General features: G+C 34.0%; 22 protein-coding genes. 8 read left to right on the plus strand and 14 right to left on the minus strand.

Going from position 1 to position 22,474, the window contains the following annotated elements:
* Positions 1-49: 49 nt before the first annotated feature.
* Positions 50-1,831 carry an acyl-CoA dehydrogenase C-terminal domain-containing protein gene (locus tag AC5YC8_RS10120; protein ID WP_496164425.1) on the plus strand — a complete coding sequence of 594 codons (1,782 nt, stop codon included), beginning with the start codon at positions 50-52 and terminating at the stop codon, positions 1,829-1,831.
* Between the two features lie 56 nt (positions 1,832-1,887).
* On the opposite strand, the gene AC5YC8_RS10125 is transcribed toward AC5YC8_RS10120, so the two are convergent.
* Complete coding sequence (locus AC5YC8_RS10125; protein WP_496164426.1) at positions 1,888-2,070, minus strand: hypothetical protein; 183 nt, start codon at positions 2,068-2,070, stop codon at positions 1,888-1,890.
* 161 nt (positions 2,071-2,231) lie between these two features.
* On the opposite strand from AC5YC8_RS10125, the gene AC5YC8_RS10130 reads away from it, so the two are divergent.
* On the plus strand, positions 2,232-2,729 hold the full coding sequence (locus AC5YC8_RS10130; protein ID WP_496119894.1) for a phosphate-starvation-inducible protein PsiE: 498 nt from the start codon (positions 2,232-2,234) through the stop codon (positions 2,727-2,729).
* A gap of 38 nt (positions 2,730-2,767) precedes the next feature.
* Here AC5YC8_RS10130 and AC5YC8_RS10135 read toward each other — a convergent pair whose 3' ends face one another.
* Entirely contained in the window at positions 2,768-3,217 is a 450-nt protein-coding gene (locus tag AC5YC8_RS10135) for an RcnB family protein (protein ID WP_496164427.1), read from the minus strand.
* Between the two features lie 184 nt (positions 3,218-3,401).
* Here AC5YC8_RS10135 and AC5YC8_RS10140 point away from each other — a divergent pair, with 184 nt between their 5' ends.
* Positions 3,402-3,857 carry a hypothetical protein gene (locus AC5YC8_RS10140; protein ID WP_496119898.1) on the plus strand — a complete coding sequence of 152 codons (456 nt, stop codon included), beginning with the start codon at positions 3,402-3,404 and terminating at the stop codon, positions 3,855-3,857.
* A gap of 82 nt (positions 3,858-3,939) precedes the next feature.
* On the opposite strand, the gene AC5YC8_RS10145 is transcribed toward AC5YC8_RS10140, so the two are convergent.
* Together AC5YC8_RS10145 and znuD are read right to left on the minus strand one after the other, a co-directional pair.
* Positions 3,940-5,403 carry a phospholipase D family protein gene (locus AC5YC8_RS10145; protein WP_496164428.1) on the minus strand — a complete coding sequence of 488 codons (1,464 nt, stop codon included), beginning with the start codon at positions 5,401-5,403 and terminating at the stop codon, positions 3,940-3,942.
* Positions 5,404-5,516: 113 nt separating this feature from the next.
* Positions 5,517-7,604 carry a zinc piracy TonB-dependent receptor ZnuD gene (znuD, locus tag AC5YC8_RS10150; protein WP_496164429.1) on the minus strand — a complete coding sequence of 696 codons (2,088 nt, stop codon included), beginning with the start codon at positions 7,602-7,604 and terminating at the stop codon, positions 5,517-5,519.
* Between the two features lie 132 nt (positions 7,605-7,736).
* Between znuD and AC5YC8_RS10155 the strand changes: the two genes are divergently transcribed.
* The 3 genes from AC5YC8_RS10155 to AC5YC8_RS10165 all read left to right on the plus strand — a co-directional run bounded on the left by AC5YC8_RS10155 (position 7,737) and on the right by AC5YC8_RS10165 (position 10,785).
* Positions 7,737-8,498, plus strand: a complete 762-nt coding sequence (locus tag AC5YC8_RS10155; RefSeq protein ID WP_496164430.1) for a DUF4184 family protein — start codon at positions 7,737-7,739, stop codon at positions 8,496-8,498.
* Between the two features lie 167 nt (positions 8,499-8,665).
* Positions 8,666-10,450 carry an aspartate--tRNA ligase gene (aspS, locus tag AC5YC8_RS10160; protein WP_496164431.1) on the plus strand — a complete coding sequence of 595 codons (1,785 nt, stop codon included), beginning with the start codon at positions 8,666-8,668 and terminating at the stop codon, positions 10,448-10,450.
* Positions 10,451-10,566: 116 nt separating this feature from the next.
* Positions 10,567-10,785 carry a hypothetical protein gene (locus AC5YC8_RS10165; protein ID WP_496119908.1) on the plus strand — a complete coding sequence of 73 codons (219 nt, stop codon included), beginning with the start codon at positions 10,567-10,569 and terminating at the stop codon, positions 10,783-10,785.
* Between the two features lie 16 nt (positions 10,786-10,801).
* Here the strand turns inward: AC5YC8_RS10165 and AC5YC8_RS10170 are convergent, their stop codons facing one another.
* Genes AC5YC8_RS10170 through rfbB form a run of 9 tightly spaced genes read right to left on the minus strand, consistent with a single transcriptional unit; the run spans position 10,802 to position 19,401 of the window.
* Entirely contained in the window at positions 10,802-11,791 is a 990-nt protein-coding gene (locus AC5YC8_RS10170) for a capsular polysaccharide synthesis protein (protein WP_496164432.1), read from the minus strand.
* Entirely contained in the window at positions 11,791-12,648 is an 858-nt protein-coding gene (locus AC5YC8_RS10175; protein WP_496164433.1) for a WlaTC/HtrL family glycosyltransferase, read from the minus strand. Before AC5YC8_RS10175 ends, AC5YC8_RS10170 begins: the two co-directional genes overlap by 1 nt.
* Before the next feature lie 52 nt (positions 12,649-12,700).
* Positions 12,701-13,633, minus strand: coding sequence for a glycosyltransferase family 2 protein (locus tag AC5YC8_RS10180; protein WP_496164434.1), 933 nt, complete (start codon positions 13,631-13,633; stop codon positions 12,701-12,703).
* Between the two features lie 2 nt (positions 13,634-13,635).
* Positions 13,636-14,199, minus strand: coding sequence for a GNAT family N-acetyltransferase (locus AC5YC8_RS10185; RefSeq protein WP_496164435.1), 564 nt, complete (start codon positions 14,197-14,199; stop codon positions 13,636-13,638).
* Positions 14,196-15,179, minus strand: coding sequence for a hypothetical protein (locus AC5YC8_RS10190; protein ID WP_496164436.1), 984 nt, complete (start codon positions 15,177-15,179; stop codon positions 14,196-14,198). The genes AC5YC8_RS10185 and AC5YC8_RS10190 overlap by 4 nt, the downstream gene beginning before the upstream one ends.
* Positions 15,160-16,359, minus strand: coding sequence for an ATP-binding protein (locus tag AC5YC8_RS10195; protein ID WP_496164437.1), 1,200 nt, complete (start codon positions 16,357-16,359; stop codon positions 15,160-15,162). The genes AC5YC8_RS10190 and AC5YC8_RS10195 overlap by 20 nt, the downstream gene beginning before the upstream one ends.
* A gap of 3 nt (positions 16,360-16,362) precedes the next feature.
* Positions 16,363-17,466: a DegT/DnrJ/EryC1/StrS family aminotransferase gene (locus AC5YC8_RS10200; protein ID WP_496164438.1), complete on the minus strand. Its 1,104-nt coding sequence runs from the start codon at positions 17,464-17,466 to the stop codon at positions 16,363-16,365.
* Entirely contained in the window at positions 17,459-18,340 is an 882-nt protein-coding gene (gene rfbA / locus AC5YC8_RS10205; protein ID WP_496164495.1) for a glucose-1-phosphate thymidylyltransferase RfbA, read from the minus strand. The genes AC5YC8_RS10200 and rfbA overlap by 8 nt, the downstream gene beginning before the upstream one ends.
* An 8-nt stretch (positions 18,341-18,348) precedes the next feature.
* Positions 18,349-19,401, minus strand: a complete 1,053-nt coding sequence (gene rfbB, locus AC5YC8_RS10210) for a dTDP-glucose 4,6-dehydratase (RefSeq protein WP_496164439.1) — start codon at positions 19,399-19,401, stop codon at positions 18,349-18,351.
* Positions 19,402-19,574: 173 nt separating this feature from the next.
* Between rfbB and AC5YC8_RS10215 the strand changes: the two genes are divergently transcribed.
* Together AC5YC8_RS10215 and AC5YC8_RS10220 are read left to right on the plus strand one after the other, a co-directional pair.
* On the plus strand, positions 19,575-20,447 hold the full coding sequence (locus tag AC5YC8_RS10215; RefSeq protein WP_496164440.1) for a lysophospholipid acyltransferase family protein: 873 nt from the start codon (positions 19,575-19,577) through the stop codon (positions 20,445-20,447).
* Positions 20,448-20,559: 112 nt separating this feature from the next.
* Positions 20,560-21,663: a glycosyltransferase gene (locus AC5YC8_RS10220; RefSeq protein ID WP_496164441.1), complete on the plus strand. Its 1,104-nt coding sequence runs from the start codon at positions 20,560-20,562 to the stop codon at positions 21,661-21,663.
* Positions 21,664-21,682: 19 nt separating this feature from the next.
* Here AC5YC8_RS10220 and AC5YC8_RS10225 read toward each other — a convergent pair whose 3' ends face one another.
* Positions 21,683-22,444 (minus strand): glycosyltransferase family 25 protein, encoded by a 762-nt coding sequence (locus AC5YC8_RS10225; RefSeq protein WP_496164442.1) that lies wholly within the window; start codon positions 22,442-22,444, stop codon positions 21,683-21,685.
* Positions 22,445-22,474: the final 30 nt, after the last annotated feature.

Genomic DNA, 22,474 nt, shown 5'->3' on the forward strand with positions numbered 1-22,474 from the left:
GATTAGACTGATTAAAATACTGAAAAACAGACAAAAATGGGTGACCTCAATGCCAATTTATAATGCACCTCTTACAGACATGAAATTCATCTTAAATGATGTATTTAAAGCAGAAGAATTCTGGCAAGCCAATGAAAATCTTGCACATGTAGATGCTGCAACAGCTGAAGCTATTCTTGAAGAAATGGCAAAGTTTGCACAAAATGTAACTTTACCGCTGAACCGTACTGGCGATGAAGAAGGTGCAACTTATAGCAATGGCAATGTAACAACTCCTGCTGGCTTTAAAGAAGCGTTCAAACAATATGCAGATGGTGGTTGGATCGGTTTAGCTGCTGACGCTGAATGGGGCGGTCAGGAAATGCCTAAAATGCTGACTGTACTTGCAGATGAAATGCTTTTCGCAACAAATCCATCTTTCATGCTCTACCCGCTTCTTTCAGTGGGTGCTGGTATGGCGTTAAGCAGCTATGCATCTCAAGAGCAAAAAGAAACCTATTTACCAAAAATTTATTCTGGTGAATGGTCAGGCACAATGTGCTTAACAGAACCTCATTCAGGTACAGATTTAGGTATTATTAAAACCAAAGCTGAACGCAATGAAGATGGCACCTACAACATCACAGGTACAAAAATCTTTATTACTGGTGGTGATCATGACCTTGCCGAAAATATCATTCACTTAGTTCTTGCGAAAACTCCAGATGCACCTGCAGGTTCACGTGGTATTTCATTATTCATTGTTCCTAAATTCCTAGTGAATGCGGATGGTTCACTCGGTGAGCGCAATGCCGCAGGTCCAGGTTCAATTGAACATAAAATGGGAATTAAAGCATCTGCAACATGTGTAATGAACTTTGACGGTGCAAAAGGTTATCTTGTAGGTAAAGAAAACGAAGGCTTAGCAGCAATGTTCGTGATGATGAACTACGAACGTTTATCTATGGGCATTCAAGGTTTAGGTGCTTCTGAGTTTGCTTACCAAAATGCTGCTCAATATGCGACTGACCGCTTACAAGGTCGTAGCGCTTCAGGAGTTCAATCTCCAAACAAACCTGCCGATAGCATTTTAGTTCATGGCGATGTACGTCGTATGTTACTCAATGCACGTGCAAATAATGAAGCTTCTCGTGCATTTGCAGTATATGTAGGTCAGCAACTCGACATTACAAAATTCTCAACAGATCCTGAAGCTGTTAAAGCAGCAAACGAACGTGTTGCTTTACTTACACCAATTGCCAAAGCATATTTAACAGACACAGCATTTAATGCAACTTTAGATGCTCAAATGTGCTTTGGTGGTCATGGCTATATCCGTGAATGGGGTATGGAGCAATGTATTCGCGACTTACGTATTGCACAAATTTATGAAGGTACAAATGGCGTTCAATCACAAGATTTAATTGGTCGTAAAACCATTAAATGTAATGGTGAATTCATTTCTACATATATTCAAGAAATTCGTGACTTTACGAACAATCTAGATGCAGATCTTAACTTTATTAAAGATGCTACTTTAGATGCAGCAGCAGAATTAGAAGCCGTAACACAATACATTATTGAAGCAACACGTGAAAATATTGAGTTCCCTAACTCAGCGGCTGTAGATTACCTACATGCTGTCGGCTTACTCAGCTTCTCATATATGTTTGCACGTATTGCCAATGCAGCAAAAGACAAAGATGGTGCGTTCTATCAAAACAAACTTTCACTTGCACTTTATTTCGTACAACGTGTTTTACCAGAACTTTCGGTTCGTATTGCTAAAATCAAAGCAGGTTCAGATGTCATTATGAACTTCAGCGAAGACTACTTTACAAATCAATCTTAATTTTAATTAAGATAAAAAAAACGCCTGCATAAAGCAGGCGTTTTTTTTAAAACAAATTAAATTTTTTCAATAATAATTGCTGATGGCTGAGCATTCACAATCTTAATAATGCCTGCTGATTGCAAGCTTTCACACAAACTTAATATATTAGGGAATTCTTCTGCACGAATCCCCGCCCCTAAAATTAATTTCTTACCTGTACCTAAGCTGTCAATTTTTGTTTGAATCTTATCTAACATTTCTTTCTCCTTATCAATATTTTAGTCATACCATACATTACAGTAAAATAGATTAAAAAAAATACATTTTTATTATTTTAAAGTCAGAAGATTTCACATTATTTGCATGAAACTTGCTTATCTTTTTATAGCAAGCACATTAACCAATATCAGGAGGCATTATGACTCATCACGACCCCAAAATTGAAAAAATTGAAACCCTCCTCGATCGCTTTGGCAATCTTGCTGTAGAAGGCTTTCACTATCTTGCTCTATTTGTCATTGGCTGTATGGTGATTTGGTCTGCAGGAAATACCGTTTATGAAATTTTAGCCATTAAACAATTTGCAACGATTGACGACATACTTTTACTTTTTATCTATTTAGAACTCGGTGCAATGGTCGGAATTTATTTTAAAACCAACCACATGCCCGTACGGTTTTTAATTTACATTGCAATTACTGCTTTAACACGCTTACTCATTGCTGATATTCAGCACGACCATAAAGCAGATATGGGACTAGTCATTACAACAGGCTCTATTCTTATTCTCTCATTTGCTATTTTAATTGTGCGTTATGCTTCTTGGACATACCCATCTGTAATGCGTGAGAAGCATCCTAAAAAAACATCAAATGTAGAAACACCACCACGCCCACAAGATGATGAACTTTCATAAACAAGAATCCCGCCTAATGTGCGGGATTTTTATATATTTTAGTTCGATTCTAAAACATAGCGACCATCTTCATAAATCCAATGCATACCATTTGGTGGTGCTGGTAAACCTAATTCACGCCAATTTGCGATAACAATTTGGTTCGAACTTTTAATTTGTGCAACATTCGGATCGCCATTGACCCATGTATATGTTTGATGATTTACCGTTGTATAACTAGGTGCTTGATAGGTCAGACTAACACCAGCATTAGGATAAACATTGGGAGGCGGTGGTAATGGACGATTTGGTGGGTAATGAGGATATCCATTTTGAGGTGGATAACCCTGATTAGGATAATTTGGAGGTCTTTGTGGATAATTCGAGCTATTTGATGACCCAACATTAACACCAATAGAGGCATTCCACTTTGTACTATTTGCTTGTGCTAAAGAAGGCATCCATAAAAGTAAAACCGTGCTAAATGTAGCCATGACTATGCTTTTCATCTCAGCCTCCTGTTATAAATAGTTATTTCATTATAAATATTAGTTTAATTTAAAAAATGAAGAAAAAACCAACTATTACATATTTTTTGTAATTCACCATCTACTTAACTTTTATACCAACCTTCAACCATAGAACGAAATAAGTTATGTTAAAATTATTTTATTTCTACTGGATCAAATCTCTGTGTCCGATTTAAGTTTTGACCGTTTATATGAATTCTTCTGCAAAGTACCAAGTGTTCAAAAAGCTTTCATCGACTCTTATGGCTCCGATGGAAAGCACAGTTGGTGGTTTAAATTCCAAATTAACATTGAGCACAAACTTGCCTGGCAAACTGTACAAGAACTGGGTCATGTGCTGAATTATATTTCTAAAAATGAACGTCTTCCAACGCAGTTTTTACCAGTATCTCCACCACCATATATGAATGGTGATGCCAAACAATTTCTATGTTGGGTGATTCAATGTAATCATCCCGATTTTAGCCCAGATATTGTTTGTGATTGGTTAGAAGCTCGTTTACCCAAACCAATTGAAGATGAAGCTCAATGGAAAATTAAAACAGATCTTCACGAACTAGATAAAATGACCGATAAAGATTTGGATACAATTATACCGCCAAATCCTGAGTCTAAATAATAAGATCAATCTCCCTAAGTCCCTCTTTAAAAAGAGGGACTTCCTCCCTTTAAAAAGGGAGGTCAGATGGGATTACATCATTTTAGAACGTAGACCAACCACTCCATTCCATAAAGCGATAAACGCCATATTTAAATTTAGATTCATCGGCATATTTTTCATATTCGACACTCATATTACGACCATCTAAATTTGACCATGCTGTATTAAAATAAGCCTGGGCATCTTTAAAAACGGGAGTTTGTGTTGAACCAATAACACGTAAATCGGTTTCTAAATTATAATTTTTCAAATTACGTGCTGTGAAATTTGCAGAACCTAAAATCAATTCTGTTTGTTGAGCATTCGATTTAATTAACATTTTACTGTGACACTGCTCACCTTGCGTATTACACCAACGTACATTGACACCTGCATTATTCAGCTCCGATGCCACTTGTCGATTTGGTATGCCATTTTTTTCATGACCAAAAGCATCTTTATTCGGATCTAATAATACTCGAACTGCGACCCCTCGCTCTTTTGCCGAAATTAAGGCTTTTATAATTTGACGCTCCGACAAATAGAACATCGCCAAATCAATATTGTCATTTTTTTTCGCAGATTCAATTGTCTTTAAAGCTGCATCCAAAATCGCTTTCTCTGTGAGAACTTGAACCTGTGGCAAGTTACGATCACTATCAAAGTCACCAACGACAAGCCCTGAAACATCGCCTTTAGACATCGTAATAACGACCTGCTCAGTCTTCAATATATCTGTTGCTGTATTTCCATCAACCAACAATGCAACATTGGAATGTCGAGAACTGCCATCATGTGGATTCATGGATGCAACTAATGTTTTCCAACCATCTTTCGTATCCACTGTAATAGTTTTACGATGATTCGCTTTAAAGTTAAGTAAGTTTAAATAACTTCTTAGTGTAATTTTTTCATCACCAAATGGATTGGGTAACCAACCTTTTTCAGCATTGTTTCCTAATCCTTGACAACAGATATACCATAAACCCGACCATGCAGGATTTGATGCACGTAAAGGGGCTAAATCTGTTTCAATAACATCTACTCCGCCTTGGCGTAATTGTCGATAATGATTAGGCAATGTTCCACCATAAACAGAGTTGATTGGATCTGTAATAAATTTAATTTCAATATTTGGATTAAACAGCTTTTTATTAATAAGCGCATTTGTTAATTGTTGAGTTAAATCCTGATGCTTTTCTTGAGAAGCTCCCACATCTTGATTAAACAAAAACATATCAATCACAATTGTTGTTTGCGCATCATCAATTAATTTTAAAATTTCTTTAAATATTTTTTGATCTTGCTGTTGTTTACCTTGCTCATCAATATACGTTTGGTCAGCTAAAAATTGAACATTGGCATGACGTAATTTACCTGTAAAGTTTAAACCTTCAGGTAAAGGTTTGTAGGTATGATAAATTGCCGAACTTAAATATGTTAAAGCCAATAAACCAACGACAAGCCCAACATATTGTTTGATAGACCAGTTTAATTTTTGATGAATTTTTTTAAAGATACGCATAAGAAAAAACCTAACCCAATATGCTCAGGCTAGGTTTTATTCTTTGTTTTTTCAAGCAGTTTTATGTTTTATCGCAATTTACTCTCTTAAATTTTGATAAAAAATATCCTTTCTTAAAAACTGAAGTCCAAACCAATCGTAAAGTTACGACCTACTTGCGGAATATTCGATAAAAATGATGCGTGTTGATATACATCTTCATCTAATAAATTATTCGCTTTAAAGTAAACTCGGTAGTCTGTATCTTGTGCATATTTTCCTGCATAAGATACGCCTAGATTCACCATGTTGTAACCACTCGTGTCTTGCTCAAATGCTGCAATACGGTCTTGTTTAAACACATGCGAATATTCTGCTAAACCTGACCAACCGTCTGCAAAATCTACATCAACTTTTGTTCCGACACGACCCGCAGGAACACGTGGCGCATTTTTACCATCAATTTTTCCACGAACAGTATCACCAAATAAGCTCACTTTATACGTGTCGTTAATTGCATAGCCCACTTGCGCTTCTGCACCATAAAAACGTGCTTTATCTTGCGTATAATCTACTAAACGGAAGTTCTCGAAACGATCAGTCGTTGCTGCATAAATGTAGTTGTCATACCAGTTGTGATAAACATTTACACGATAATCCAAAGGACCATTTTCATAACGCAAACCAAGCTCTAAGTTATTTGATTTTTCAACACTTAAATTTTCATTACCACGTTCATAAGTGTTGGTTGCAAGATGTTTTCCATCTGCATATAACTCTTGAGCAAGCGGTAAACGCTGCTGATGTGAACCTACTAAAGAGAATGTATAGTTTGGAGCAAAATTCCAATTTACAGCAGCAGAGCCAGAATAGGCTTGATCGTTATAATTCTTTTTATTTGAATCAATATCAATCGTTTGATGATCTACACGTGCACCTAATTCAAAATGAAAGTCATTGACTTGTTTATGTTCTAAAGCAAATAGACTCCATTTCTGAGTTTTAGTTGGTGCTAAAATTGATTCCTCACCCGTAATATCGAGTTTTTGTTGATTGTACTGTGTACCGAATACACCTTCCCAACCTGCAACTGGGTTATGAACCAATTCTAAACGAGCATCATAGCCTTTACTTTTGAAGGTTGTTGCGATTTCATTTCCTTCAATTTCATTATGTTTATAATCTGTATAACTTGCATGCGCGCGTAATTTTGAGAACCCTGCAAATGGATTTTCTAATTCTGAACGAAAATCATAACGCTCAGTTTTTAAGTCTACCCAAGGACCTGCTTCATGCTCGTCATGATCATGCCCACCACCATGACCATGATTATGACCAGGCACATTATTATGTCCCGCATTGTTATTACCATCACAATGTAAATGATCATCATGAGGATGACATGATTCATATTCATGGCTATGACCTGGTAAACCATATTGGTCTTGGCGATTACTATATGAAATACCTGTAAATCCACGATCATGAATCCAAGATAAACCCACGTTTACCGTTTCACCATTTGTAAAAGTATTGTTTACACGACGTTCTTTTTCTAATTCACCATCATGGTCATGATAATAATTTGGTGCAATATACGAGTTTGCATCACGCTTTAAACCTTCAACACGTAATGCAATTTGGTCTGTTAAACCAACAGTTACACCACCACTTGCAAGCTTTTCGTCACTGCCTGAGTTGTAACGTAAACCTACCTGCCCTTCATAGCCATTTTCAGGCATTTGCGTTGGAATTTTGCCATCTGTAACATTAACCAAACCACCAACAGCACCTGCCGAATAAAGCAATGTGGAAGGTCCACGAATTACTTCAACTTGTTTTGCCAGAATAGGATCTACCGTTACCGCATGATCGGGTGATAAAGTTGAAACATCTGCTGTTTCAGAAGCATGTTGTAAAACTTTTACACGCGGGCCATCTTGACCACGAATTACAGGCCGACTTGAACCTGAACCATATTGATTTGAATAAACACCAAGTTGTCCTTCTAAGGCATCACCTATTGTTGGTGCGCCTGTTGATAGTGCTTTTTGCCCAATAACATTATCTGCTGCAGCAAAATCTACCGCAGACTGAGTTAACGGATGTGCTGTAGATTTAATCGTTTCTAATTGTTCTGTTTTTTTAGCTTCTTCTGCAAAAGCTACAGGAGTTAACGCCGTTAAAATTGATAGCGTCAATAAATTTTTATGAAATGACATGTCTAAAACTCAGGTTAGTTCATTTTTGATTTTGTTATATTATAACATTACTTATTTTATGCAAGATATTTGTGCATTTCTTACAATTCAATTAGTCTTCTCCACATCCTGTATCTTTTTGCAATATGAATTATGCCTTTTACGCTTGCTCATACAGTAATTGCATCACCTATTTCAAAACTCACAAAAAATAAACTTCCTATTGCTGCACTTGCTATTGGTAGCATGGCACCAGATTTATTTCGTCTTTTTTCCAATTCAAATGGCTTGGAATCGCATACTTGGACAGCACTTTTTTATCCAAACTTATTTTTAGGTTTAGCATTTTGTGGTCTTTGGTATAGCTTGTTTCGACCAACGATATATTCATGTTTAGCACTAAAAAATGACCTAAATATTTCAAGCTTTTTGAGTTTTTTGAAATTTGTGACTGCAATTTGTATTGCCCTCATTCTTGGCAATACAACACATATTTTATGGGATGGGTTTACACATTTAGATTCAAGGACTTTAATTTCTTTTCCAATTTTTGAATCTTCAATCTCTATATTTAATCAACAATATTCTTATGCTTTTATATTCCAAATATTATCTTCAATTTTACCTTTACCCTTTATTGTATGGATGATGAGTCAATATTATAAGAAGCACCATCTTTCTCATTTAAAAAGAAAAAATCATCTTCATTTTTTATATCTTTGCTTTTTTATTTCTTTTTGCATTGGCATGATTGGACTATTTTTTTATGCCCTAAATATTCAACATGAAAGTTGGATAAATCATCAATATTATTTTGTAGGCAGAATGCTGAATAAGTTTAGCCTGAACTTTCTGCTTTCGTTTAGTTTTTGTTGTGTTATTTATCGATACATTTTTTCTAAGAAGATGGATTAATTTCTAATTTTTAACAGCAATATTCAACATTTCGAAGCAAAGCGACAGACTTTTGCTATGAGTTGTTGTGACAAAATGTCCAAAAAGAGGCATAATTCAATATTCGAAAGCGGTGCGCTGTTTACGCATTCGCTCGCCTTAAACCATATAGTTGGATTGTTTACGCTATGATGCGAACTCATTACTGCGGTTCTTTAACCGAAGCTCAAATTGACCAAACCGTTACATTATGCGGTTGGGTACATCGTCGCCGTGACCACGGTGGTGTGATTTTCCTAGATATGCGTGACCGTGATGGTGTTGTGCAAGTGGTTATCGATCCAGATACCCCAGAAGCTTTTGCAACTGCTGATAAGGCTCGTTCAGAATTCGTATTAAAAATTACAGGCCGCGTACGTCGTCGTTACGAAGGCACTGAAAATGCAAATATCGTAAGTGGTCAAATTGAAGTATTAGGCAAAGACATTGAAGTTCTTGCTGCTTCTGAAACTCCGCCATTCCCTTTGAATGACGAAAATACAAATATTTCTGAAGAAGTACGTTTGAAATATCGTTTCCTTGATATTCGTCGTCCTGAAATGTTAGATCGTTTACGTTTCCGTTCTAAGCTTACAAACCTTATTCGTAACTATTTCGAAGACAATGGTTTCTTAGATGTTGAAACTCCGATCTTAACTCGTGCGACTCCTGAAGGCGCGCGTGACTATTTAGTTCCAAGTCGTGTTTCTAACGGCAGCTTCTACGCGCTTCCACAATCTCCACAGCTTTTCAAACAGTTGTTGATGGTTGGTGGTATTGATCGTTACTACCAAATTGCTAAATGTTTCCGTGATGAAGACTTACGTGCTGACCGTCAGCCTGAATTCACACAAATCGACGTTGAAACATCGTTCATGAGTGACGATGACATCATGGATTTAATGGAAACTTTAACAGTTAAGATGTTCAAAGAACTTCTAAATGTTGAATTCGACAAATTCCCACGTATGACGTATGCAGATGCAATGCGTGACTATGCGTCTGACAAACCAGATATGCGTATTCCTTTGAAACTTGTTGACGTTGCAGACATGATGCAAGACGTTGAGTTCAAAGTATTTGCAGGCCCTGCTAAAGATCCTAAAGGTCGTATCGTTGCTTTACGTGTTCCAGGTGCTGGTGCGCTTCCACGTAGCCAAATCGATGAATATACTAAATTCGTTGGTATCTACGGTGCAAAAGGCTTGGCTTACATCAAAGTTAATGAACTTGAAAAAGGCATTGAAGGTCTTCAATCCCCAATCGTTAAATTCATCGAGCCAATCGTGCTTGATTTGTTAAAACGTGTTGGCGCTGAAAATGGCGATATCGTATTCTTTGGTGCGGACAAAGCGAAAGTTGTAAACGATGCAATGGGCGCTTTACGTATTAAAGTTGGTCACGACATGAACATGGCAACATGTGAGTGGGCACCACTTTGGGTTGTTGACTTCCCAATGTTCGAAGAAACTGATGATGGCAAATGGACTTCTGTTCACCATCCATTCACGCTTCCTAAATCCACTGTTGAAGAAGTGAAGAATAACCCAGGTGCAGCATTGTCTGTTGCTTACGATATGGTATTAAACGGTACTGAAATCGGTGGTGGTTCTCTCCGTATCTTTAACCTAGAAATGCAAAAAGCGATCTTTGAAGCATTAGGTATTGGTGAAGAAGAAGCAGAAGAGAAATTCAGCTTCTTGTTAAATGCATTGAAATTCGGTGCGCCTCCTCACGGTGGTTTGGCATTCGGTCTTGACCGTTTAGTGATGTTGATGACAGGTGCATCTTCAATCCGTGACGTGATTGCATTCCCGAAAACCAAGACTGCGGAATGCCCTTTAACTCAAGCGCCTGCGCCAGTTGAAACAAACCAATTACGTGACTTAGGTATTCGTTTACGCGAAAAACCAAAAGCTGAAGAAGCTAAATAATTTATTTATAAAGTAAAAAAAGCCCTGCAATTGCAGGGCTTTTTTTGTTGCATTGAGTCCACGTAATAACAGTGGCATAATAGACACCACTTTCCACTTAGTTGTGAATATCTCCTATGGCTATGCGTCCTGAAGTTCGTCGTCGTGCAATTGTTTTAATTATTTTTGCTGTTGTACAGTGGCTATTCATGCGTTATATCGTAGATAACCAACTATTCAATTTAACAACATATGACCGTATTGTATTTTTCTCTTTAAGTAGTATTGGCGGCGCATTTGTTATTTTTGTTGGGCTTATTTATATGGTTTTGAAAGGGAATTCAGAGAAGGAGTAAGCGCCCTCATCCTCGCTTACTCTCTTAAAAATTTTTTCTTTATCATACTGTAATACGTATTCTGATCCTGAATATTAACATATGTCATTTTATGAATATTCACCTGATTTAAAATATCTTGATAATCTCTTTCATTGAATTGTTCACTCAATTTCAATTGCAGTAAATGTGGTAAAGTATCATCCATAATAATAAATTTACTCAATGGTAAATAATTATCTTTTAAAACATCAAACATAATCTGAAAGAAAAAATAATGTGGAATATTATTTTGAGTTTTCCAAAAATTTAACATAATACTTAGACAAGTATTCGTAACTAAATTATTCCTTTTCGAAATAATGAAACTATTTAATACATTTACTTTATGCCTATCACTCCAACCAAAATAATTCGAATTAAAATCTATCCATTTTTTTTTATTAAGTGTTGAATCACTTCGATAGAACATAAAAAAATCTTGCTCTAATAACTCAGGATTTATTTCTGATGTTAACAATATAGTTGCATCCACCCAAACTCCACCATAAGCATTTAATAAAGCTAATCGCAATAAATCTGCAAAAAATGCATGTTTAAATTCAGGATTTTTTCTTTTTTCCCAAACAAAATCAGGGAGCTCTACATATTCATGTAAATTGTGATCATCCAATCGGATTACTGTATATTCCCCCTTGTATAAATCAATAGATGAAAAACAAATTTTCACAACTTCTGGCAGATTATTATCGATACCTTGCCCCCAATATTGCCAAATAATTTTTTCACAATTAAGGTGTTTCTTGGGTAAAATTTCAATTTTCTCAAATTCACTATTAAAGTAACTATTTAAAAATATATTCCATTTTTCATATACTTGTGATTTAACTAGAAGATTTTCTTCAAAATCATGCCTTTTTCTAATACTTCTAGGTACAAATATTTTCCTCATAGCTCTTAACACACGATTTTGTTTCTGCTGAATGGGGAAAAAATCATGATAAATACACGGTGTATTAGAGCTCATTAATATCTACCTATAAGTTTTTTTAATACATCTACTAAAGAAAGTTTTACACTTAAGTCATATTTTTTAAATACATCAAACCATTTATTTTTACCTAAATAATTTAATTTAAATAAACCTGTATCATTTAATATGCATAACAAGTAAACACCTTGATCATCATCAATAATTAGATCGTCCATCAACTTTCTTTGAGTTAAATAAACTAAACTAGAAAACTCCAACCATTTTTGATCTCTTGCTATAATTACTCCGCCAATAATATAAGGTTCGTTATTTAAAATAGCGTTATAAACATTTTTTTTACTTAAATTAAACTTTCTTTTTATGGTAAAAAAATGTACTTTTTCTTTATCTAAATTCACATTAAATCGCAAAAGTCCATTTAAAACTTTTTCATCTCTACAATAACCAAAATCTACCCAAGCAATATATTCATTTTCTAAGTTAAGATCCTCAATGGCTTTTTTTACAAAATATGATTTTAGATTATTCACAAGTACATAATCTGCAGACCAATATTCAGGATTTTTTAATTGATCTGGATTAATTTTATTTCGAAAATCTTCATTATCTAAAATATTTTGAATTTTAGCTCTGCAAACTTGAAACTTTTCTTGAAAATCCACCTCGATAATCTGTGTTTTTTTTCCAACTCTGATCTGTCGAATTTTTTCAACATTATCCGCAGACGTGTATACAATAATTGGATTATCTAATTGAGCTAAGTTTTCAAAATACTTAAAATATTTATCATTAGTTCTTTGTAAATAACCAGGATGACCATCTTCTTGTTTCCAATTTCCCCGCCCTATATCAAAGAAAGCTGTAACAATCGTTACATTCGTATTCACCATATAAAAACCACAAAATTTTAAAACCTACTTTGGCTCTATTGTAATTCAAAAACTATCGTTTGCTAAAAGCAAGATACACTTTTTCAGGTAAAAGTGAAAAAACATAATGAATCAATTGATGACGATGATAAAAACCTAATAACAAAGACTTTCGTGCTAATTTTACATACAGCTCATAATCACTACCTGTCTTTAAACATGTTTTCGCATGTTGCAACATAACCATTGCATATAGTTTTTTATATTTTTTTTGCTGCTCTATTTTCTTTTCATTCGATAAAATATTTTCATAAGCCCTCATAACGCCCAATAAAACAATTGGATTTACCTTTTTTTCAATATAACTGACACCAACGTTAACTCTATATACCCCTAGCTCTTCCTCTATATGATAAATTTTACCTTGTTTAGCCTGTGCTATATGTATTTCTATATCAAGTGCTTGAGGATGTAGCTCATTTAAATATTCTAATTTAAAATCATTTCTAAACATTTTTGAAGAATGTGCAAAAAAAGGTAAGTTTTCATATAAGTAATCTAATGAAAATTTACCTTCTGGATGAGACCATGTTTTTACATACTCACCATTTTTATCCACAAATTGCATTGAGTGTGAACAAATACTACAGTCTGGATTTTCTTCCAATACCTCGAATTGCTTTTTTAACTTATTCGGTAACATATAATCATCACCATCTAAATGACAAATATATTTTCCACGTGCTTTCTTATAAATATCTTTTAAGTTTTCAACAGCTCCTTTATTTTCATTTTGAAAAATAGGAATAATTAACTCAGGATATTGCTTCACAAGTTTATTTAAAATATGACGGGTATTATCTGTCGATTTATCCTCACCAACTATTATTTCAATTTTTAAGACAGAGGCTTGCATTAAAATACTACTTATACACTCATGTATAAAATCTTCATGATTATAAGCTACAATACAAATACTAATATCTAATTTATCTTGAGAATACACAATTAATTTCCCCAATAATTTGTATTCTCTATATGTCTATTATATTGTTCATGAGTAATACCAACAATAGTTTGATCATGACGTTCGCCATTACGATAAAACCACCCTTCCTTTTTCCCTTCAATAATCCAACCACACTTTTTAGTATAAAAATCAATCGATCGGGTGTTGTAGGAGATCATACTTGCATCTAAACGATACAGATCTAACTCTTTAAATGCATAGCGCATTATTGCCATAACTGCATCTAATGCATATCCCTTACCATAAGTGTTTATATTACCTAACATAATTCCATTTACTGCCGTTCTATTTTTCCAATCAATATCTACCAAATTCGTTGTACCAATTAAACCGTGCTCTTCAGTTTCTATAGCAAAATTTTGATAGTGCATATTATTATTATTAATATTTTTAATATAATTTTCTGTACTTGATTTAGAATATGGAAAATGCCAACCAACTACCATTTCCCAAATTTCAGGTTCATTTGACCATTTAGACAATAAATCCAAATCAGTTGTCTCAATTGCTCTTAAAGTAACTACCTTGCCTTTTATATTCACAATAAAAACTCCTTAACCAATTCTAACTGTATATTCATATCTTCAATATTATATCTATGATCACATATAAAATATGTCACATTATTAACCAATCTGTATTCAAAACTATTTTTATCAATTCGTTGCAAACAGTCTTTCCAATAAATTGGACTGTAAATATTATTTTCAATTAATATCAGTGTAAATTGCTCATCAAATAAAAATGGATATGTTAATGGAGACTCTATACTTTCTAAATTAATGATTAATTTATTTAACTTACCTAACTTAGAATGCAAATACCTAAAATTTTCAATACGCTGATCACGCATTTTATTATAATCTAAATTTTTTAAAATGAGTTCCGTTAGAGGTGAAATTGCTTTGGGAATATTTTCATTAAATGTCTGTTCATTGAACTGATACAACCCATAGGCTGCCTTTGCACCATTCAAATAACGATTGCATAAATATTTATATTGATTTATTAAATACTCGTCAGATTGTTTATTTTCACAAGACTTAACTGGCAATTTGGAAACAAGAATTCCACCATCCGCCACAGGTAAAAACTTTCTTAGAGAATAAATTGTTGTTACATCACTAACAGGTGGAACAAAAAAAGCCTGAGCATGATCAAAAATCAACCTACCACTAGGATAAATACCTACCAACTTATATAAATTATCCGTACAAATCCCAAAATAATTTACATAATATATATATTCATTACTTTCTAGCACACTAGTTAAACGCGGAAAAAGCATCTCATCTAAGTCATAATACTTAATAGTTATGCCTAAACTTTTCAATGCTAATAATACTGTGTCACAAATAAACTTCGGCATCCAAATAACTTTAATATTTAGATATTTTGCATATTCATATAAAGCAGACCTAGCTGAATTAAATGTAGCTGCATTCTTATATGGAAATTGATCTAATAAATTTAAATCAATCTCCATATACCCGCCAATTTCCTTATGACGATGTAGTGACATGAATATCATGCTCCATATTATCAATCATTTCTAACATAGTCGGCATATTAGGATATTCAAGAATCATCATACCTAGCGTGTCATTAGAACCACTATACTGTTTTACAACATCACCTTTACTTACATATAAGGTCTGTTCTCGAACCATTGATTTAGCACGATTAGAGCAGTCTAATTTTTCAAAAACACCATCTCTAAAACTATGAATCATATAGCTTGACCAAAATCCTTTCACATCAGTTTGAATTAAATAACTGCAATCAAAACCCAAAGCAGAATCTACAGTTGCTTTAATCAAATCCACTCCAGTTGCATAACGAATAACTTCAGGTATTAAACAACCGCCATTACGAGGACCTAATTCTAAAAAGTAAAACTCACCATCTTCAGAGAACATAAAATCGAAATTTAATGCTCCCATTTTCATATTCAATAAATTAAGTAAACGCTGAGTTTCAGAATATGCTTTTTTTAATAACTCATCATCATGAGAAGTAGGGAAAGTTTGTCCTATTGGAACTAAACCATTACATAATTTATCAAAGTGTTCATCAGCCCATGACTTAAAAACTAACTTTCCATCAACAACAAAACCATCACCAGCAACTTGATATCCCTGCTTAACAATTTTTTCTTCAATCACTACTTTTTTCTCACGTGAGAATTGTAATGCATAATTAAAAGCTGCTTTTAACTGAGTGATGTCTTTAATTTCAGTCACGCCTTTACTGCCTGACGAATCAACTGGCTTAATAAATAAAGGAAATTTTATTTGACTAATCCAATGTTCAGCACTTTCTAAATCATAAAAAGATTCTGATTTTGGTACATTAAAATTATGATCTTTTAAAAACTTTCGAAATAAATCTTTACGAGCCAAAGTAAGTACCGACTCATAGGGGTTACCAGGTAATCCAAGTTTTTCTGCAACATAAGCTGCTGTAGGTGCTGCTGGGTCTGAAGCATATGCAACTATACCGTCAATTTCTAATTCTTTTGCTAGAATTAAAACAGCTTCTTTATCTGTTGTAGAAACATTATGATACTCATCCGCTAGCTGATGCCCAGGATTACTTGGTAAATAATCACATGTAATTACATAGAAGCCTTGCGATTTTGCATATTCAATAGGTGGGATTTGTGACGGTGCACCGCCTAAAAACAATATTCGCTTAGTCATTAATCACAATTCCTTATTCTTTAATACAGTTACTATTAATGCCACTTCATCTAAAGATAAACTAGGATACATAGGCAAACACAATACATGTTCCGATAACCATTTCGCTTTAGGTGTATCACCAACATACTGCTTATAAATATCCAACTCATTCATAATAGGATAAAAATATTTACGCACATAAATATTATTTTCTTTAAATTTTTCAAACAACTCATCTCGAGTCAATGAAAATGACTCATCAACAATAATTGGAAAATATGAATAATTATCAACATCTGATGCTGTGCGTTGCAAACACCTTATCCCTTTAACCTCATTTAATAGCGTTCGATATAGCTCATCAATCAACTTTCTAGAATTTAAATATCCATCTATATCCTTAAGCTGCAATAACCCCAATGCAGAATGAATTTCGCTTAATTTACCATTTAGTGAAACCTCTGAAATTGTATGTTCATCAACAATTCCAAAATTTCTTAACCGGTCTATTTTCTTTTTCATTTCCTCAGTATGGGATACAACAGCCCCGCCCTCAAAAGTATTAAACACTTTTGTTGCATGAAAGCTAATGACACTTAGATCACCATAATTAAGTAAACTTTGACCATTATGATGCACCCCAAAAGCATGTGCAGCATCATAAATTAGCTTTACGCTATGTTTATCCGCAATTCTTTTTAATGCTTCAACATCACAAGGAATGCCGTAACAATGCACAGGCATAATTGCTACTGTTTTATCTGTGATCGCACCTTCAACTTTTTGAGGATCAATATTTGAAGTTTCATTATTAATATCAACAAATACTGGAATAAAATTATTCCAAACAATCGAATGTGCTGTAGCAACAAATGTATATGGCGTAGTTATCACTTCACCCTTTTCTAAGCCCAAAGCTTGAAGAGCTGTAATAAGCGCAATAGTTCCATTATTGAATAATGAAATATATTTAACACCTAAATACTCACATAACTCCTGTTCTAGCTGCTGATGCAACGGTCCACAGTTTGTTAAAATTTTATTTTCCCAAATTTGTTCAATATAAGGTATAAAATCTTTCAGTTCTGGTAAGGCCGGTTGTGTAACATAAATTGGCTTAGTCATGTGCTTCATTTACCAATGATATTAAATATTGACCATAATCATTTTTACTCATACTTTGCCCAATTTTTAAAACTTTGTCTTGATCTAACCAGCCATTATTTAAGGCAATTTCTTCCAAACAAGCAACTTTATAACCTTGACGTTTTTCAATAGTTTCTACAAATTGTGCTGCTTCAAGTAAACTTGAATGAGTTCCGGTATCCAACCATGCAAATCCACGTCCAAGCAGTTCTACATTTAAATCACCACGTTCTAAATACATTTGATTTACAGTGGTAATTTCCAACTCACCACGAGCTGAAGGTTTAACTTGTTTAGCTATATCAACAACATCATTGTCATAAAAGTAGAGTCCTGTAACAGCATAATTAGACTTTGGCTTTTCGGGTTTTTCTTCTAGTGATATCGCTCGTTTCTGCTCATCGAACTCAACAACACCAAAACGCTCTGGGTCTTTTACTTGATAACCAAATACCGTTGCCCCTTTTTGTCGTGCTACTGCTTGGTGAAGCATTGGAGTAAAGCCTTGACCATAAAAAATATTATCACCAAGGACTAAACAAACATTACTATCCCCAATAAATTTTTCACCAATAATAAAAGCTTGTGCTAGACCATCTGGACTAGGTTGAATTGCATACTCTAAATGTATACCAAATTGTGAACCATCCCCTAAAAGGCGTTTAAAACCTTCAATATCCTCAGGTGTACTAATAAGTAATACATTTCTAATTCCAGCTAACATCAAGACTGAAAGTGGATAATAAACCATTGGTTTATCGTAGATAGGAAGCAATTGCTTAGATACACCTTTTGTTATTGGATATAATCTTGTTCCTGAGCCACCAGCAAGAATAATCCCCTTCGTATTCATGCCTAATTTCATCTTTTCACCTCTTGATAGCTACCATCTAGTATATGTTGGCACCACTCTTTATTATCCAAATACCATTGCACAGTTTTACGTAGCCCAGTTTCAAATGATTCCTCTGGAGTCCAACCTAGTTCATATTGAATCTTGCTTGCATCAATAGCATAGCGAACATCATGACCTGGTCTATCTTTTACATAAGTAATCAAATCTTTATATTGATTTACACCTTCAGGCTTATTCGGTGCTAGCTCTTCTAGTAACTCACAGATCCCATGTACAACATCTAAATTTGCTTTCTCATTATGACCACCAATATTGTAGGTTTCACCCACTGTACCTTCGCTCACAACTTTAAATAAAGCTCGTGCATGATCCTCTACAAATAACCAATCACGAATTTGCTGTCCATTGCCATACACAGGCAATGCTTTGCCTTGCAAAGCATTTAAAATCATTAACGGAATGAGCTTTTCTGGAAAGTGATAAGGTCCATAATTGTTCGAGCAGTTTGTCACTAAAATCGGTAAACTATAAGTACGATTCCAAGCACGCACCAAATGATCAGAGCTTGCTTTTGATGCTGAATATGGTGAACTTGGTGAGTAAGAGGTCGATTCAGTGAATAAATCTGTTGTACCCTCTAAATCACCATATACCTCATCTGTTGAAATATGGTGGAAACGAAATTCCTGTTTTTTAGTTTCATCCAGAGAATTCCAATACTGGCGACTTGCCTCTAAAAGCTGATAAGTCCCAATAATATTTGTTTCAATAAATGCAAAAGGACCCGTAATAGAGCGATCAACATGTGACTCTGCAGCCAAATGCATTACGACATCAGGTTGATAATCTACAAATAACTGATCCAAAGCAGATCGATCACAAATATCGGTCTGACTAAACGTATAACGCGTATTATCTGCAACAGAAACAAGTGACTCTAAATTACCTGCATAAGTAAGCTTATCTACGTTTAACACTTCATGATTCGTATTTTTGATTATATGCCTTATAACTGCAGAACCAATAAAGCCAGCGCCACCTGTAACCATTAAACGCATTTAATGTTCCTTATACCCAATATATTTATCCCATGAATAATAACAAAAAAACTATTTAAAAAATGCATTTTCACCTATAGTTAATACTAAAAGAACAAATAATCAGTATTGTAAAATAGTATCTCTTCACAGTTTTGAGTTATCATTAACCCAAACTTACTTTTACTCAATTCATGAACATACTGTCACTTTTTAGCTACATTCCTGAAACTACAATAAAAACAATAGCAACAATGATTGCAAGGTTTGTATACACCCAGAAATCAAGTGGAATGCTATGGAAAACACGTATAAATATTTCTCTTTGTTACCCTAATTTAACTAAAGAAGAACAAGAAAATTTAGCAAAAAAAAGTGTAACTAATCAATGTTTAAACTATGCGGCATCTTTAAAATGTTGGGCAATGCCAACAGAGTGGAATATTAAGCAAATTAAACAGGTAAGTGGCCTAGATGTACTAAAAGATGCATTAGCAGATCCTAAAGGGGCTTTGATTATTACCCCACACTTAGGAAATTGGGAAATAATGAATCCATGGGTTCATCAATATGGCACACCAACCATTATGTACAAACCTATTAAAAATAAGACTATTGAAGAGTTTGTGCTAAAATCCAGAGAGCGCTTAAATACCACGATGGTTCCTACCGATGCTTCAGGCGTAAAGGCATTATTTAAGAATTTAAAACAAGGTGGATTTAGCGTTATTTTGCCTGATCACGTTCCAGACCATTCAGGGGGGATTATTGCGCCATTTTTCGGAATTAGCACACTAACAAGTACTCTAGCACCTAAGTTAGCTCAAAAAACAAAGTGTCGATTAATTTCTATGACATGTATCCATTCACCAAATGATAATGGATACCACATCCATATTAATGATGCAGGCTTACAATACCCTGAACTTTATGATCCAAATATATACATTTCAACTACTACTATGAATAAAGTGGTTGAAGAGCTAGTTAATCAATTCCCTGAACACTATATGTGGGGATATAAACGCTTCCGTGGCTCAGATGAAACAAAGAACACTTATAGATAAAATAATTTAACCTACTCTTATTAATACATATTTAATGTTATTAATTACTCGTATATTCATTAATGACATAGTAAAATTATAAAAACTCAGATTACAATACTGTTCTCAAATTATGCATAAAATTTTATTTATTGCTGACCATTTACATGGTGGTGGCGCTGAGCAAGTTATGCTTGATGTAGCTAACAACTTAGCAAGCAAACACTCTGTGACCATCGCCCTTATGAATTCTTCTAATATTAGGATGAACATTTCTCCCGAAGTAAATCAATTCGATTTAGATATTCACACAAAATTTATGACTGGTAACTTATGGAAAAGAAAAGGGCGACAGCTAACACCTAATGAAATAGGTAAAATTCAGAATTTAATTGCAACTATAAAACCAGATCTTATTATTCTTTCTCATTGGTATGCTCTCTACATACAGCCATTTATTACTGGAAATGTTTGGTCATGGATTCACGGTCAAATTTTCAACCCTATCAAAAAAGATACAACTAATCCTTTTCGCTGGTATAAAGAAAAAAGACGCTTATATTTTGAAATCACTTATTTCAAAAAACTATTTCAAGAACAAAATATTATCGTTGTAAATAACCACTTAAAAGGAATTAATCAACCATATATACCAAATGCAAGAATTAAAACAATATATAACGGCATTGATTATCAACGTCTAGTTAAAACTTTAGAAAGCAATCAAGACAAAAAATGGGATTGTATTTATGTTGGTCGCCTGAGTGCAGAAAAACAACCAAGCCATGTACTTTTAGGTTTTGCAAAAAGTAACCTAACAGGTCGTTTAGCCGTTATTGGTGATGGCCCAGAACTTAACTCCTTAATAAAACTCGCTGAACAATTAGATATTAGGGAGAGAGTCGACTTTTTAGGTTGGAAAAATGATGTCGCAAATTATATTAAAAAAAGCCATCTACTTCTTCTCACCTCTATAACAGAAGGATGCCCCTTAATTATTGCAGAATCACTTCTTTTAGATACACCTGTCATCACATACGAATGTTCTGAAGGAATTTCATATCAGTTAGGATCTGGCGAATTATCAAGAGGATTAGTTCCTCCGCAAGATATAAACTCCCTTGCATCAAAAATAACGAATATTTTTCATAATCCCTATACTATTAATGCAGCGGATAAAGAACGACTATCTATCAACCACATGATAACGAAATTTGAATCTTTACTAGTAAAATAAACTCACTATTGAGTTTATTTTACTTAAATTCATTTTTTTGCCCAAAAAATAAATCTTGCAATTGATGGATAATTCGTAATAATTCCTGCCTAACTTTAGTAAGTCCTTTTTTCTTAAGTTTTTTCATACGCTTTTTTCTTGCATTTACTAAATCACTAGGGAGTTGTAATAGCTTTTCAGGAAATAACATCATTTCCTGAATACATAATGCAGGAGATATTTGATAGACATGATTTTCTTTTAAATACATATCAAACATCAGCTCATCTAAAGGAATTAAATTATTATTTTTAATAAAGTCCATATAATTTCTAGCACCTTGCAATGATAAAATATACCCTGCGGTTCCAAGATTTTTTTGCTTTAATATTGCAAGACTTCTATTCGTTTCTAAAATCGGAATATCTTTACCAAGTAATACTTTCTTAGCAAATGCCTCCAATTTAATCACATCCACATCATTGCCTATCCACCGAGAAGAACCTAATATTTTTTTTGAATCCTTACCCAAAAATACATCATCTTCAAATATTGCCATATATGGAATATTCTCATCTAACATTTTCTTCCACAATGCTACATGACTCATAAAACAAGCCAATTCACCTTTTGTTATACAATCAATATCATATTTTAAGTTCAATTCATTTGCTAATGGTTCAGCGTCATCAGGAGTAAGAGCATCAAAAAAATTAAACCTAATTTCTTGCTTACCAAATTCACTCTGAATATGTTCACGACGCTTTAAGGCAGTTGTTAAGCTTATGACTTGAATTTGCATTTAAATCAAACTTCCATTATCTATATATTA

It is taken from the genome of Acinetobacter sp. FY731, assembly GCF_059515905.1.